Source organism: Paenarthrobacter sp. JL.01a, from assembly GCF_025452095.1.
Lineage (GTDB): Bacteria > Actinomycetota > Actinomycetes > Actinomycetales > Micrococcaceae > Arthrobacter.
In genome coordinates this window covers 464,743-479,029 of sequence record NZ_CP104877.1, presented here as the reverse complement: position 1 = coordinate 479,029, position 14,287 = coordinate 464,743, and the positions used below count along the sequence as shown (strand labels likewise).

Annotated in this window: 12 protein-coding genes and 1 pseudogene; 7 read left to right on the top strand and 6 right to left on the bottom strand. The window is 63.7% G+C overall.

Going from position 1 to position 14,287, the window contains the following annotated elements:
• Positions 1-19: 19 nt before the first annotated feature.
• From N5P29_RS02385 to N5P29_RS02375, 3 genes are all read left to right on the top strand, one after another.
• Entirely contained in the window at positions 20-1,531 is a 1,512-nt protein-coding gene (locus N5P29_RS02385; protein WP_262277089.1) for an aldehyde dehydrogenase family protein, read from the top strand.
• A complete protein-coding gene (locus N5P29_RS02380) occupies positions 1,532-3,172 on the top strand; it encodes a GMC family oxidoreductase (RefSeq protein ID WP_262277088.1) in 1,641 nt (546 codons plus the stop codon).
• Positions 3,173-3,451: 279 nt separating this feature from the next.
• Positions 3,452-5,077: an APC family permease gene (locus N5P29_RS02375; protein WP_262277087.1), complete on the top strand. Its 1,626-nt coding sequence runs from the start codon at positions 3,452-3,454 to the stop codon at positions 5,075-5,077.
• 82 nt (positions 5,078-5,159) lie between these two features.
• Here the strand turns inward: N5P29_RS02375 and N5P29_RS02370 are convergent, their stop codons facing one another.
• The gene (locus tag N5P29_RS02370; RefSeq protein ID WP_262277086.1) at positions 5,160-5,732 is read right to left on the bottom strand and encodes a TetR/AcrR family transcriptional regulator; all 573 of its coding nucleotides are present in this window, start codon (positions 5,730-5,732) and stop codon (positions 5,160-5,162) included.
• Between the two features lie 92 nt (positions 5,733-5,824).
• On the opposite strand from N5P29_RS02370, the gene N5P29_RS02365 reads away from it, so the two are divergent.
• On the top strand, positions 5,825-6,658 hold the full coding sequence (locus tag N5P29_RS02365; RefSeq protein ID WP_262277085.1) for an oxidoreductase: 834 nt from the start codon (positions 5,825-5,827) through the stop codon (positions 6,656-6,658).
• On the opposite strand, the gene N5P29_RS02360 is transcribed toward N5P29_RS02365, so the two are convergent.
• Entirely contained in the window at positions 6,655-7,872 is a 1,218-nt protein-coding gene (locus tag N5P29_RS02360) for an acyl-CoA dehydrogenase family protein (RefSeq protein WP_262277084.1), read from the bottom strand. The two genes, N5P29_RS02365 and N5P29_RS02360, sit on opposite strands and share 4 nt — an antisense overlap.
• A 132-nt stretch (positions 7,873-8,004) precedes the next feature.
• On the opposite strand from N5P29_RS02360, the gene N5P29_RS02355 reads away from it, so the two are divergent.
• Positions 8,005-9,723 carry an AMP-binding protein gene (locus N5P29_RS02355; RefSeq protein ID WP_262277083.1) on the top strand — a complete coding sequence of 573 codons (1,719 nt, stop codon included), beginning with the start codon at positions 8,005-8,007 and terminating at the stop codon, positions 9,721-9,723.
• Positions 9,724-9,761: 38 nt separating this feature from the next.
• Positions 9,762-10,268, top strand: a complete 507-nt coding sequence (locus tag N5P29_RS02350; protein WP_262277082.1) for a MarR family winged helix-turn-helix transcriptional regulator — start codon at positions 9,762-9,764, stop codon at positions 10,266-10,268.
• A 17-nt stretch (positions 10,269-10,285) separates the two neighbouring features.
• Here N5P29_RS02350 and N5P29_RS02345 read toward each other — a convergent pair.
• Positions 10,286-11,621, bottom strand: a pseudogene (locus N5P29_RS02345) (HNH endonuclease).
• 115 nt (positions 11,622-11,736) lie between these two features.
• Here N5P29_RS02345 and N5P29_RS02340 point away from each other — a divergent pair.
• A complete protein-coding gene (locus tag N5P29_RS02340; RefSeq protein WP_262277081.1) occupies positions 11,737-12,429 on the top strand; it encodes a TenA family protein in 693 nt (230 codons plus the stop codon).
• Positions 12,430-12,461: 32 nt separating this feature from the next.
• On the opposite strand, the gene N5P29_RS02335 is transcribed toward N5P29_RS02340, so the two are convergent.
• The 3 genes from N5P29_RS02335 to N5P29_RS02325 are packed head-to-tail and all read right to left on the bottom strand — an operon-like array spanning position 12,462 to position 14,142.
• Entirely contained in the window at positions 12,462-12,785 is a 324-nt protein-coding gene (locus N5P29_RS02335) for a carboxymuconolactone decarboxylase family protein (protein WP_262277080.1), read from the bottom strand.
• A gap of 56 nt (positions 12,786-12,841) precedes the next feature.
• The gene (locus N5P29_RS02330) at positions 12,842-13,699 is read right to left on the bottom strand and encodes an aldo/keto reductase (protein ID WP_262277079.1); all 858 of its coding nucleotides are present in this window, start codon (positions 13,697-13,699) and stop codon (positions 12,842-12,844) included.
• On the bottom strand, positions 13,696-14,142 hold the full coding sequence (locus tag N5P29_RS02325) for a (R)-mandelonitrile lyase (RefSeq protein WP_262277078.1): 447 nt from the start codon (positions 14,140-14,142) through the stop codon (positions 13,696-13,698). The genes N5P29_RS02330 and N5P29_RS02325 overlap by 4 nt, the downstream gene beginning before the upstream one ends.
• Between the last annotated feature and the right edge of the window lie 145 nt (positions 14,143-14,287).

Genomic DNA, 14,287 nt, shown 5'->3' with positions numbered 1-14,287 from the left:
ATGAACTACTCTGCTTCGTATGACCCAAGCCACATTTTCCGACTCCGCTGCCACGCTTTTCATCAACGGCTCCTGGGAGCCATCCGCGTCCGGCACGGTCCGCCACATCCACAACCCCGCCGACGGCGAGGTGGTCGCCACTGTGTCCGAGGCCGGCCCCGACGACGCAGAACGCGCCATCGCCGCAGCCCGCGCAGCCTTCGATTCCGGCGTATGGTCCTCCGTGCCGGCACCTGAGCGCGGCGCATTCCTGCTCAAGGTTGCCGCCGGCCTGCGCGAACGCCGCGAGAAGTTCGCCCGCGCAGAATCCCTCGACACCGGCAAGCGCATCGTCGAAAGCCGGATCGACATCGACGACATCGCCGCCTGCTTCGAATACTTCGGCAGGCTCGCAGGCCAGCAACCGGGCCGCGTCGTCGACGCCGGAAACCCTGACGTCGTCAGCCGGATCGTCTACGAACCCGTAGGTGTTTGCGGGCTCATCACCCCGTGGAACTACCCGCTGCTGCAGGCAGCCTGGAAGATCGCCCCCGCACTGGCCGCAGGTTGCTCCTTCGTCCTCAAGCCGGCGGAACTCACGCCCTCGACGGCCATCCTCGCCATGCAGCTGCTGAAGGATCTGGGCCTCCCCGACGGCGTCGCGAACCTTCTGACCGGACCCGGCCGGAAGGTGGGCGCACCGCTCACGGAACATCCCGACGTCGACCTCGTCTCCTTCACCGGTGGCCTGGAAACCGGCAAGAGCATCGCCGCGGCCGCCGCCGCCACGGTCAAGAAGGTAGCGCTCGAACTGGGCGGCAAGAACCCCAACGTCATCTTCGCGGACGCCGACTTCGATGCCGCCGTCGACAACGCCCTCAACGGCGCCTTCCTCCACTCCGGCCAGGTCTGCTCGGCAGGCGCCCGCCTCGTGGTGGAGGAGTCCATCGCCGAGCGCTTCGTTGACGAGCTGGTCCGCCGCGCCGAAGCCATCCGCCTGGGCGGCCCCTTCGATGAAGACGCCGAGACCGGCCCGCTGATCTCCGCAGAGCACCGCGCCAAGGTCCACGAGTACGTCCAGCGCGGCATCGCCGAAGGCGCGCGGCTGCGGACCGGCGGTTCGGCACCTGAAGGCGGAAAGTACGACGCCGGCTTCTACTACCAGCCGACCATCCTGGACCGCGTCACCCGCGGGATGTCCGTGGTCACCGACGAGGCCTTCGGTCCGGTGGTGACGGTGGAAACGTTCAGCACCGAGGACGAAGCCGTGGCCATTGCGAACGACACCATCTACGGCCTGGCCGGAGCTGTCTGGACCCAGGACGCGGGCAAGGCACAGCGCGTGGCGGGCCGGCTCCGCCACGGCACCATCTGGATCAACGACTACCACCCCTACCTCCCGCAGGCGGAGTGGGGCGGGTTCGGCGCATCGGGAGTGGGCCGGGAGCTCGGCCCCACCGGACTGGCCGAGTACCAGGAAGCCAAGCACATCTACCAGAACACCAACCCCCAGGTCACTGGCTGGTTCGCTGACCGCGGCAAGGAGAACTAGATGCACTTCGACAACATTGAGGACCTCGGCGAGCGCGTCTTCGACTACGTCGTCATCGGCGGCGGGTCAGCGGGCGCAGCTGTAGCCGCCCGGCTGAGCGAGGATCCGGACGCCACGGTCGCGCTCGTTGAAGCAGGCCCGGATGACCGCAACCTGCCCGAAATCCTGCAGTTGGACCGCTGGATGGAACTCCTGGAATCCGGCTACGACTGGGACTACCCGATCGAACCGCAGGAAAACGGCAACTCCTTCATGCGCCACGCCCGGGCAAAAGTCATGGGCGGCTGCTCCAGCCACAACTCCTGCATTGCCTTCTGGGCGCCCCGTGAGGACCTCGACGAGTGGGAATCAAAGTACGGTGCAGCAGGATGGAACGCCGATGCCGCCTGGCCGCTGTACAAGCGCCTTGAGACGAACGAGGACGCCGGACCGGACGCTCCTCACCACGGAGACTCGGGTCCCGTGCACCTCATGAACGTGCCCCCGGCCGACCCCGCCGGCGTCGCACTTCTGGACGCCTGCGAACAGTCGGGCATTCCGCGGGCGAAGTTCAACACCGGCACCACTGTGGTCAATGGCGCGAACTTCTTCCAGATCAACCGCCGCGCCGACGGAACCCGTTCCTCCAGCTCGGTGTCCTATATCCACCCCATCGTTGACCGCCCGAACTTCACGCTCCTGACGGGCCTGAGGGCCCGCCAACTGGTGTTCGACGCCGACAAGCGCTGCACCGGCGTCGACGTCGTCGATTCGGCGTTCGGCCGCACCCACCGCCTGTCCGCCCGCCACGAGGTCATCCTCTCCACGGGCGCCATCGATTCGCCGAAGCTGCTTATGCTTTCCGGCATCGGCCCGGCAGCGCACCTCGCGGAGCATGGCATCGAGGCACTTGTGGACTCCCCCGGCGTGGGTGAGAACCTGCAGGACCACCCTGAGGGTGTGGTGCAGTTCGAGGCGAAGCAGCCCATGGTCCAGTCCTCCACCCAGTGGTGGGAGATCGGCATCTTCACGCCCACCGAGGACGGACTGGACCGTCCGGACCTGATGATGCACTACGGTTCGGTTCCCTTCGACATGAACACGCTCCGGCACGGCTACCCCACCACCGAGAACGGCTTCAGTCTCACCCCGAATGTCACGCACGCACGCTCCCGCGGCACCGTGCGCCTGCGCAGCCGGGACTTCCGCGACAAGCCCATGGTGGACCCGCGCTACTTCACGGATCCGGAGGGCCACGACATGCGCGTCATGGTGGCAGGCATCCGCAAAGCCCGCGAGATCGCCGCGCAGCCAGCAATGGCCGAGTGGACGGGCCGCGAGCTCTCCCCCGGCGTCGAGGCTCAGACCGACGAGGAATTGCGGGAGTACATCCGCAAGACCCACAACACGGTCTACCACCCGGTGGGAACAGTCAGGTTGGGAGCTTACGACGACGAGATGTCGCCTTTGGATCCGGAGTTGCGGGTCAAGGGAGTCACCGGCCTGCGGGTCGCCGATGCGTCCGTCATGCCGGAGCATGTCACGGTCAACCCGAACATCACCGTCATGATGATTGGTGAGCGTTGCGCCGACCTCATCCGCGCCAGCCGTACGGAAGAAACCACGACGGCGGATGCGGACTTCAGCCTGTCGCTTGCCTGAGTCGTAACACCGGAATCTTTTGAACATTTGTTCATGCAAACTCTTGAACGACTGTTCAAACTGAACTAACCTGCTTTTCATGACCCACGCCACACCTACAGGGTGCTGGCCTGGCGGACCTGGCCCGGGCGCCGACTACATCGAGCGCCCGGCCAGCCACGCAACATCAACGGGGGAAACAGCCGGAGGCACACCGTGGTGCCCGGCCTTTTGATTCGACTGCGACCAATGGTGGCCGCAAGTCATCACCATTCGTGCATGTCTGAGTTAGGAGTTCGAATGTCAGAACCCAGCAAAACAGGACCCAGCAAGAGCGATACGAGCGGAATGGACGAGTTTGGCTATGCCCAAACCCTCGACCGCAGCATCGGTAAGTTTGCCAGCTTCGCGGCCGGCGTCAGCTACATCTCCATCCTCACCGGCGTTTTTCAACTGTTCTACTTCGGCTTCTCCACGGCCGGCCCTGCGTATGCGTGGTCCTGGCCCATTGTCTTTGTCGGCCAGCTGATGGTCGCGCTGTGTTTTGCGGAACTCGCAGGACGCTACCCGGTGGCCGGTTCGGTCTACAACTGGGCCAAGAGACTCTCCACGGGAACGTGGGCATGGCTGGCGGGATGGCTGTTGCTGCTGTCCTCCATCATGGCCCTGGGCTCCGTGGCCCTGGCCCTCCAGATCACCCTGCCGCAGATTTGGAGCGGCTTCCAAATGGTTGGCGATGGAACTGGTCCATACGACTTCGCCGTCAACGGCGTCATCCTGGCCAGCATCATGATCGCCATCTCCACTCTCATCAACGCGTTCGGCGTGAAGCTCATGACCATGATCAACAGCGTGGGCGTGTTCGTGGAACTCGTTGCCGCCGTCCTGCTGATCGTCGCCCTCCTCTGGCACGCAGTGCGCGGACCGGAAGTCCTCCTGGACACTGCGGGCTTCGGCGAAGGACACCCGCTCGGCTTCTTCGGGGTCTTCCTTATCGCCGCCATGGCGTCCGGTTACGTCATGTACGGGTTCGACACCGCAAGCTCACTGGGGGAAGAAACCAAGGACCCCAAGCGCACAGCTCCCAAGGCGATCCTGCGTGCGGTGACAGCATCCTTCCTGCTGGGCGGCCTGCTCCTGCTGGGCGGAATCCTGGCGGCTCCGGACCTGTCCGATCCCAAAATCGGAGCTGCCGACGGCGGCCTCCAGTACATCGTGCTCTCCGTACTCGGCGGACCCTTCGGCAAGGCCTTCCTGGCCTGCATCGTGGTGGCCGTCGTCGTCTGCACCCTGGCCGTCCACGCGGCCGCCATCCGCATGATGTTTGCCATGGCGAGGGACAACAACCTTCCTTTCAGCCGCCAGCTCAGCAAAGTGCACCCCACCCGGAAAACCCCCACGGTGGCCGCAATCGTCATCGGCGTCGTCGCTGTCATTCCACTCATCGTCAACATCTCCCAGCCTGCAATCTTCACCATCCTCTCCAGCATCAGCATCGTGTTGATCTACCTCTCCTACCTGCTGGTCACGGTACCGATGCTGCGGCGCCGGTTCCTCAAGAAGTGGCCCCTGAAGGACGACGGCTCCGAAGCCGGATTCAGCCTTGGCAAGTGGGGCCTGCCCATCAACATCCTTGCGGTCCTCTGGGGCGGAGCCATGACACTGAACCTGGTGTGGCCACGGCCGGAGATCTACAACTCCGTCCCGCCGTTCGAGTGGTACCTGCAGTGGGGTGGCGTGATCTTTGTTGCCGCCGTCGTGGTGGGTGGCACGCTGCTCTACCGCCTGCGCATCAGGCACAACACAGGAGTGCTCGCCGAACACGCTGCAGCACCGGCTCCGTCCGCCACCGCGGAACCGGCCGACCCCAGCCCCTCGGAACCAGGGCCATCCGGTTCCGCCCTGTCTGCGGCCCGAATTTCCTAGCGAAGGCCCTTCGGGTACAGGCACAACCATTGAGGGTATCCTCCCGCCAACGCACTACCGGCGCGGGGATGCCCTCAGCCATTTAAGGAAAAGATCGTGCGGCGTCGACGGTAAGGCATGGCAGAACCAGCGCGGCCCATCGCTCCCGTACAGGCTCCGGCTGGTCCAGGGGCGCCGCCGAAATGAGCATGTAGATATCAGTGACGCTGAGATCCCGACGGACCTGTCCGGCTGCTATGCCCATGTCGATGAGCTCCGACAACGCCGCCGCCGCGCGTGTTTCGTCAATGTCCGCGGCCGCACCGAGGGCAGGAGCCGCAGATTTCGCGGCGGCATTCAGTGCAGAAATCCGAATGACCTCGCGCAGGAACGAGACCAAAACCGTCAAAGGAGATCCACGCCCTTCCCTGGCATGGTCCCGGGCCGACTCAGCCTCAACAGTTATTCGCTCGACATACTCAGCCAGCACGGCACCCACGAGATCTGTCTTCGTCGGAAAATGCCGGTACAAAGTACCGACGGCAACACCGGCAGTACCTGCGATAACCTCCATCCCCACGTCAGGTCCGTGTTCCGCGATTTCCGTCCGGGCCGCTTCAAGGATCTTCGCCCGGTTCCGGATCGCATCGGCGCGCATGGGGCGCTGGTTAGTCACCAAAAAATTTCTCCTGCCACGACTTGCACGAAAGTGAATGCGGGTTCATTATTTAAGTGAACCATGATTCATCTTACGGCAGGAGAACAGCCATGACCACCAAAACCGCGCTCGTCACCGGAGCTTCGTCCGGAATCGGGGAAGCTACCGCCCGAAAACTCCAAGCCCTGGGTTTTACCGTTTACGGCGCTGCACGGCGCACCGATCGCCTCCAGAGCCTGGCCGCCGACGGCAACCGTACGCTGGCCATGGACGTCACCGATGACGCCTCCATGCGGGCCGGCATCGACCACATCATCGCCGACGCCGGACGGATCGATGTCCTGGTGAACAACGCCGGCTACGGCTCCTACGGTGCCTTGGAAGACGTCGACATCGATGAAGGTCGCCGCCAGTTCGAGGTGAACGTTTTCGGAGCCATGCGACTGGCCCAGCTGGCCCTGCCCCACATGCGCGCCCAACGCTCGGGGACCATTGTGAACATCACGTCCATGGGCGGAAAGATCTACACGCCATTGGGTGGCTGGTACCACGGCACCAAATTCGCCCTCGAAGCACTGAGCGACTGCCTTCGACTGGAGGTCAAGCCCTTCGGCATCGACGTCGTCGTCATCGAGCCCGGCGGCATCGCGACGGAATGGGGCGGGATCGCCGCGGACTTCGTGGAAGAGACCTCCGGAAACGGCGCCTATTCCGCCCAGGCACACGCGGTTGCCAAGTCGCTGAGGTCGGAGGCGAACGCCAACCGCAACTCTCCGCCGTCGGTGGTCGCCGATGCCGTTGCCAATGCAGTGACGGCGTCGAAGCCGAAGACAAGGTACGCCGTCGGGTTCGGAGCCAAGCCGCTCATCGCCGCCCGGGGGCTGCTGACCGACCGTCAATTCGATGCGGTCATCAGCCGGGCCGTCGGCGTGCCCACCTCTTAGACGAACGCCGACTTTCCCGTCACGGCGCGAGCCACGATCATCGAATTGATCTCGTAGCTGCCCTCATAGGTGTAGAGGATTTCGGCGTCTCCGAAGAGCTTGCCCATCTCATAATCTGTGGTGATCCCGTTTCCCCCAAGGAGGGAGCGGCCCATCGCCACGGAGGAGCGCGCCAAGCGGGTGGTGGTGGCCTTGCACATGGCGGCCTGGACCATCTCAAGCTTGCCTGCCTGCTGGATGCGCCCCAATTCAACCATCATCGACAAGGACGCATTGGCGTTGCCCAGGATGTCGGCGAGCTGCTGCTGCACCAGCTGGAACCGCGCGAGTTCCTTACCGAACTGCTTCCGCTCCAAGGCGTAGGCCCGGGCTATATCAAAGGCAGCCAACTGGATGCCGGCAGCCTGCCAGCCCACCCAGGCACGGGAATCCCGCAGAAGGTCATTGGCGCGGGAGAACTCGCTTGCGCCGGGCAGCAGGTTCGACGCCGGGATGCGGACCTCGTCCAGGACGATGTCCGCGTTCTGCATGATGCGCAGGCCGATCTTGTTTGAGATCTTCGTGGCGGAGTAGCCGGGGCGGTCGGATTCCACGATGAAGCCCTTGATGTGGCCATCGGAGAGATCCCGGGCCCACACCAGGGCGAAGTCGGCAATTGTGGCGGCCCCTATCCAGCGCTTGGCACCGTTGATGACCCATTCGCCGCCGTCGCGCCGCGCCGTCGTCGAAAGTCCTCCCGCGATGTCCGAACCGTGGTCCGGTTCGGTCAACGCGAACGCTCCCAGCTGCGTGAACGCCTCCAGGCCGGGCAGCCAGGTGCGCTTTTGTTCCGGGGAGCCGAGCTCGTGGATCATGCCGACGATGAGTTCATTGTGGATACCCACCAAGGCCGAAAGCGAGACGTCGGCCCGGGCCACCTCGGTGTACATCAGGCCCTTGAACAGCTGGGAAGAGCCGTCGGTTTGCAGCCCACCCAGCCCGTACCCGGCCATTTCAGCGAGCAACCCAAAGGGAAATTCCTCCCGGTTCCAGTATTCGATGCTGGCTCCGCGGATCCGCTCCTGCAGGAAGTCCCTGGTGCGCAGATACCGCTCGCGCTCACCCTCGGGCAGCAGATCAATCACGTGCATGAGGTCCGCCTCCGGGTAAGGAGGGAGGACGCGTTCCGACGCTGGACCGCTGGTAACGGTGGCGGCAGCTTTTTGATCGAGCATTGGACCCCTTCGTCATGTCCCGGGAGGCTCTTCCAAACCCTTGGATGTCCTAGTATATTGCAAGGTGATGTGGATCACTAGGCGGGATGCCAAGGCAACGATGCCGGGCAACCCGAAGGCGAAAGGCGGACTATGACAGTCACAGAGGACTTCCGTGCGGCCCGTGACCGGCTGCTGGAACTGCGCGAAGACTACGCAACGGCCCACAAGGAATTCCAATGGCCACGGTTCGAGGAGTTCAACTTCGCCCTCGACTGGTTCGACCAGCTGGCCGCCGATCCTGGCAGGGGCGGGCAGCCCGCCCTCGTAATCGTCGAACAGGACGGCAGCTCCACGCGGCGCACGTTCAAGGAACTCTCTGAGCGGTCCTCCCAGCTCGGCAACTGGTTGCGGGAACAGGGCGTCAAACGCGGCGACCACATGATCATCATGCTCGGCAACCAGGTGGAGCTCTGGGAGCTCATGCTGGCCGGCATCAAGCTGGGCATCGTCATGATCCCCACCACCACCCTCATGGGCGCCCGGGATCTGCAGGACCGGGTTGAGCGCGGCGGCGCGGCTTGGGTGGCCGTCGGCAGTGCAAACATCGGCAAGTTTGCCGCCGTCGAGGGTGACTACCAACTCATTGAGGTGGGTGCGGAACGCACCAGACCGGATGCCAAACACTACACAGATTCTTACGACGCCGGCACGGACTTCACGCCCGACGCCCCCACGCGCGCGGATGAGACGCTCCTGCTCTACTTCACCTCCGGTACCACCTCCCGTGCCAAGCTGGTGGAGCACACTCACACGTCCTACCCCGTGGGCCACCTGTCCACCATGTACTGGATCGGTCTGGAACCGGGCGATGTCCACCTGAATGTGGCCTCCCCGGGTTGGGCCAAGCATGCGTGGTCCAACGTCTTCACGCCGTGGATCGCCGAGGCAACCGTCTTCATTTACAACTACGACCGCTTCGACGCAGCCGCCCTCATGGCACAGATGGGCCGCGAAGGCGTCACCAGCTTCTGCGCCCCGCCCACCGTGTGGCGCATGCTCATCCAGGCTGACCTGAAGCAGCTGACAAGCCCTCCCCGGAAAGTGGTTTCGGCAGGAGAGCCGCTGAACGCGGAGGTCATCGGCCAAGTGGAGGAAGCCTGGGGCGTGACAATCCGGGACGGCTTCGGCCAGACCGAGTCCACGGTCCAGATAGCCAACACGCCCGCGCAGCCGGTGAAAATCGGCTCGATGGGGCGCCCACTCCCCGGGTACGACGTCGTCCTGGTGGACCCGCTCACCGGTGAAGAAGCCGACGACGGCGAACTCTGCTTGCGCTTGGACCCCCGGCCCGTGGGGCTCATGAAGAGCTACTTTGGCGACGAGGCGAAAACCGCCGATGCCTTCCGGAATGGCTACTACCACACAGGCGACATGGCCAGCCGGGACCCCGACGGCGTGATCACTTACGTTGGCCGTGACGACGACGTTTTCAAGTCCTCGGATTACCGCTTGTCGCCTTTCGAGCTCGAAAGCGTACTGATCGAGCACCCCGCAGTGGCGGAGGCCGCCGTCGTACCGTCCCCTGACGCGGTGAAGCTGTCGGTTCCGAAGGCCTTCGTGGTGCTGGCCGCCGGCTACGAAGCCGGTCCTGCGGTGGCGGAAGACATCCTGCGATACTGCCGCGAACACCTGGCACCGTTCAAGCGGATCCGGAGGCTCGAATTCGGCGAGCTGCCCAAGACCATTTCGGGCAAGATCCGACGGGTTGAGCTCCGGGGATCTGAAGTCCAGCGGCATGGAGACGGTCCACTGCCTTCGGGTTTGGGCGTGGAATATACCGAAGAAGAGTTCCCGAATCTGAAAGACTAGGCACGTCGAGCAGCCGGCACCCCACCACTAGGAGGCCCATGGGCACCCCACTCCCCCGCGATCCCATCGCCGACGCCCAGCGCAATTGGGAGCGGCACGGATGGGGAGACGCCGCGGCGCCCATGGCCGCCATCACGGCAATCATGCGCACACAGCAGATCCTGCTGGCCCGCATCGAAACGGTGCTCAAGCCCTTCGGCCTCACCTTCGCCCGCTACGAACTCCTGGCCCTGCTGAGCTTCGCCCGCAGCGGCGCGCTGCCCATGAACAAAGCCAGTGCGCTCCTGCAGGTGCATCCCACCTCAGTGACCAACGCCGTCGACCGCTTGGAAAGAGCCGCCCTCGTGGCCCGCTCCCCGCACCCTACCGATGGCCGCACCACCCTGATCGAGCTCACGCCCGAGGGCCGCACCGTGGCAAAAAAGGCGACGGCGGCGCTGAACACCGAGGTTTTCGGCAAGTCGGGTTTCAAGGACGACGACGTCGATCACCTCATCCGCGTATTGGGTGCCTTCCGCAGGGATGCCGGGGACTTCGAGGACTGAGACGTTGGGCGATCGTTTTACGTTCTGGAGGGGCGGTCCCCGGGAAGGGGCGGGGCCTTTGACAGGTAGCTATGCCCGGTGGGGGTCCTGATTTCGAGGGTGTGTACGTCAGCGTGTACAGCTCGGGTGGCCCACCCCGGCTGTTCCTTGGTGTGGTTGCATGCCTCACACAGTCCTGCACCATTTGCGGAGTTGGTTTTGCCCCCCGGAACGCCAGGGCACAATGTGGTCGATATGCCGGATGGGCGCGTCGCAATAGGGCGTCCGGCAGGTATGGTCCCGGGTCTCGATGAAGTGACGGAGCCGCCCGGTAAAGAGCCGGGCCTTGGAATCAGTGGCCAGGAGCTCCCCGGTGGCAGGTGCGGTGTAGAGGCGGCGAAGCCAGACCGGGAACTCTTCATTCTGGTTCGAAGCAACATGGCCCTGCTTCCCGGCGAACATTGTCCTGGCCCATTCGCTTGGGACGATGCCATAGCCCTTGAGACGCGCGGGTTCGCTATCGCCCTGGAACAAGGAACGATCCGTCATGACGAGGTCCAGGTTGATCCCCGTGTACCCGCCCGGTGTTCCCGTGACGCGTTCAACGAGCGTGTCAGCCATGATCTGACCGCGAGTGGGGACAACCCCGCCAGACTCCACCGTCCCGGTGGAACGGGCCGAATCTGCCGCGCGGTTCAGCCCGGCGTACACCGCCACTCCTTGGGCGACAGGTAGCAGGGCGGTCAGGTAGGTCATTGTGTCCGGCGCCGGTCGCAGGCTGACGGTCCGCTCGGAGGCAGCGCGACTGGCACGTCCAACGACCGACCGCGGATCCCGACGGTACGCGGCAGCTTTTGCCGCCGCGATGACTGCCCTATCTCCTTTGCCTTCAAAGGTCCAGATGTCCGGCGCGAGTTCCTCATCCACCGCGGCCCGATCCTCCACACTGAGGCAGGCTGTCTCCTTGACGAGCAGCGTGGCCCGCCATTCGTTCAGCTGGCCGGAGTTCAACGCTGCCAAGGTTCGCGGCATCTCCATGACCAGGGCTTTCGCCAAACCAAGCAGTCGTGATCCACGGTTGGGCGATTCACGACGCGCCAACGCAACCTGTGCACCGACGCCCTTGCCACGCTCCGATGCAGGGATACCGGCTTCGCCTTGTTCGGCGCGCTGGGCAAGATCGAAAGCGACAGCAACCCGCGCCTGTAAACCGCAGATGGCCGACTTCATCTCCTCCAAAACACGCAGCCGCTCGATGAGGTCCGCGCTGACGGTGCTGGCTGAACCACTACTGGAGTGAACGGAATCCGTGGCAACCGGAGGGCGCCCAAGCGCCACTTCTGCCCCCGTTTGCCTCTCCGCCAATAGCTCCATGACCTAACTCTGGCAGGAGGCACTGACAATATAACGCCCGTGGACCGATGGCTGCCTCGGCGGCGGTCGGAGTACGCTGCTAGGCTCCGAATGCAGATAACTGAGGAGGAAACACGTGGGCTTTGCCGAAGAACTAAAGCACGAGTGCATCAACAACTGGGATGCCGCGGTCAACCATCTGTTCGTGACCCAGTTGTTGGACGGGTGCCTTTCCGATGACCACCTGCGCCATTACCTCGTCCAGGATTATCAGTTCTGCGATGCCTTCACAGCGCTTCTTGGACAAGCGGTCGCGTCCGCTCCGTCGCTGTCCTCGCGGTTGGTGTTCGCGCGGGTCCTGGGCGCCTTCGCTTCGGATGAAAACACCTACTTCCAGGACTGCTTCGACGAACTGGACATTCCTGAGGCCGACCGGACTCAGCCGGCGCTCGGAAGTGTGACTCGCGACTTCGACGCCCTCATGCGCAGTGCCTTGGCCAGCCGCTCCTACCCCGACGTCCTGGCTGTCCTCCTCGTTGCCGAGTGGCTCTACGGAGACTGGGCGGCACGGGCAGGCGATCCTGGAACATGGCCGGCCGCGCCGAAACACTCGGAATGGATCCGTCTCCACAACAATCCCGAATACAACGCCTGGGTGACGTGGCTCCGGGAGGAGTTCAACGCCGTCGAGCCCGGATCGCCGGAAGTCCGAGCCCGCATCACGGAGACGTTCCGCGAGGCTGTCCGGCTGGAACGTGCGTTCTTTGATGCCGCCCTGGACCCGTCGGCCATCCCGGCCTCCGAGCGGCGGGATCTCGGCACCCGATAAAGCCGAAAGTTCACCCCTCCAATCCAACCGCTTTACTTTGACGTGAAGATTTCCTTGGCAATGGTGATTGCGGACATAGCCTTGGGCCATCCGGCGTAGAAGGCCAGGTGAACGATCGCTTCTTTGAGTTCAACCTCTGTCAGGCCGTTGGTCCGTGCTCGTGCGAGGTGACCGCGGAGTTGGTCGGTACTCCCGCTGGTGAGGAGGCTCGCGACGGTGATGAGGCTGCGATCGCGGGCGGAGAGTTCTTCGCGCTCCCAGACATCGCCGAAGAGAACGCTGTCTGTAAGTTCGACGAGCTTCGGAGCGAACTCACCGATGAGTTGCTCGGCCCGGGTCTGACGTGGATTGCTCATGAGCAGTCCTTTCACATGGAATTGATGTGCCGTTCCAACTGCTATTCTCTTGGTGCTTAGCTGTAACGACGGTTGCCGAGCCAGCTGACCATGGCGGGGTCGCGGTGGTCGAAGAAGAGGCTGGCGCCGGTGTCCAGGGCGGCGATCCGGGTCATTTGCTCCTCGGTGAGGGTGAAGCCGAAAACGTCCAGGTTCTGGGCCATGCGCTCGGGCCGGACAGATTTGGGGATCACGACTACGTCGCGCTGGATGAGCCAGCGGAGCACGACCTGGGCGACGGACTTGCCGTGGGCGTCGCCGATGGCGCTGAGGACCGGGTCGGTGAAGAGGTTGTTTTTCCCTTCGGCGAACGGTCCCCAGGATTCGATCTGCACGCCGCGTTCACGCATGAGTTCCTGGTCGGCGCTGCGCTGGTGCAACGGGTGGGTTTCGATCTGGTTTACGGCCGGGACGATTTCGGTGTGGTCGATGAGGTCCACGAGACGATCCGGGTGGAAGTTCGAAACGCCGATGGCCCGGGTAAGGCCTTCCTTATTCAGATCCTGCATGGCGCGCCATTCGCTGTAGTAGTCCCCGAGTGGCTGGTGGATCAGGTAGAGATCAAGGTAGTCCAGGCCGAGTCGGTTCAGGGAGTTCTGGAAGGACTGCTTGGTGTCGTTGTAGACGTTGCCGGTGGGGGCGTGCTGGATCCAGAGCTTGGTGGTGACGAACAGTTCTTCGCGGTTGATGCCGCTGGCTTTGATGGCGGCCCCCACGGCTGTCTCGTTGCCGTAGGAAGCGGCAGTGTCCAAGTGGCGGTAGCCAGTGGCGAGGGCTGCTTCGACGGCGGCTTGGGTTTCCTCTTCGGGGATCTGGAAGACACCGAAGCCGAGGATCGGCATCCTAATGCCGTTGTTGAGGGTGACGTTCTTCATGAATTCTTTCCTTGGCGTTGTTCTGCTGTGGCTTGTGAGTGGGTCTTGGAGTAGGCGGCGTGGTAGTCCTGGTCGCTTACGGGTTCGAGCCAGGTTGCGGTGTGTCCTTTGTCATGTTCGACCAGGGCCAGATGGCACATCAGCGAGTCCGGGGCAGCGCCGTGCCAATGTTCTTCTCCTGCGGGGGTGTGCACGGTGTCTCCGGCACGCATGAGGATGACTGCCCCGTCCCGCGTAGCAACCAGTCCTGTTCCGTCGGTGCAGTGCAGCGTTTGGCCCAGCGGGTGGGAGTGCCAGTGGGTCCGTGCCCCGGCGGTGAACCGGACCATCGCGAACCCAAGCCGGGAGGGGCTCTCAGCTGAGTGCAATGGGTTGAGGTACACGTCGCCGGAGAACTTTTCAGCCGGTCCCTTTGTCGTTGGGCCTGGAACAACGAGGCGCATGCCTGTTCCTTTCATTCCGATGTGGTTTGGTTATGCGGTTATCCGCCGGCGGTAGACACGGACATGGTGCCCCTTTGGAAATGGAGAAGAAGAACTTCTTCAAGAAAATCAGGCCTCACTTCGGCGCGGGAGTGTCTGTTGTGCG

Coding starts and splice junctions, on each gene's coding strand:
- N5P29_RS02385 (WP_262277089.1), top strand. CDS start 20: ATGACCCAAGCCACATTTTCCGACTCCGCTGCCACGCTTTTCATCAAC.
- N5P29_RS02380 (WP_262277088.1), top strand. CDS start 1,532: ATGCACTTCGACAACATTGAGGACCTCGGCGAGCGCGTCTTCGACTAC.
- N5P29_RS02375 (WP_262277087.1), top strand. CDS start 3,452: ATGTCAGAACCCAGCAAAACAGGACCCAGCAAGAGCGATACGAGCGGA.
- N5P29_RS02365 (WP_262277085.1), top strand. CDS start 5,825: ATGACCACCAAAACCGCGCTCGTCACCGGAGCTTCGTCCGGAATCGGG.
- N5P29_RS02360 (WP_262277084.1), bottom strand. CDS start 7,872: ATGCTCGATCAAAAAGCTGCCGCCACCGTTACCAGCGGTCCAGCGTCG.
- N5P29_RS02355 (WP_262277083.1), top strand. CDS start 8,005: ATGACAGTCACAGAGGACTTCCGTGCGGCCCGTGACCGGCTGCTGGAA.
- N5P29_RS02350 (WP_262277082.1), top strand. CDS start 9,762: ATGGGCACCCCACTCCCCCGCGATCCCATCGCCGACGCCCAGCGCAAT.
- N5P29_RS02335 (WP_262277080.1), bottom strand. CDS start 12,785: ATGAGCAATCCACGTCAGACCCGGGCCGAGCAACTCATCGGTGAGTTC.
- N5P29_RS02330 (WP_262277079.1), bottom strand. CDS start 13,699: ATGAAGAACGTCACCCTCAACAACGGCATTAGGATGCCGATCCTCGGC.
- N5P29_RS02325 (WP_262277078.1), bottom strand. CDS start 14,142: ATGCGCCTCGTTGTTCCAGGCCCAACGACAAAGGGACCGGCTGAAAAG.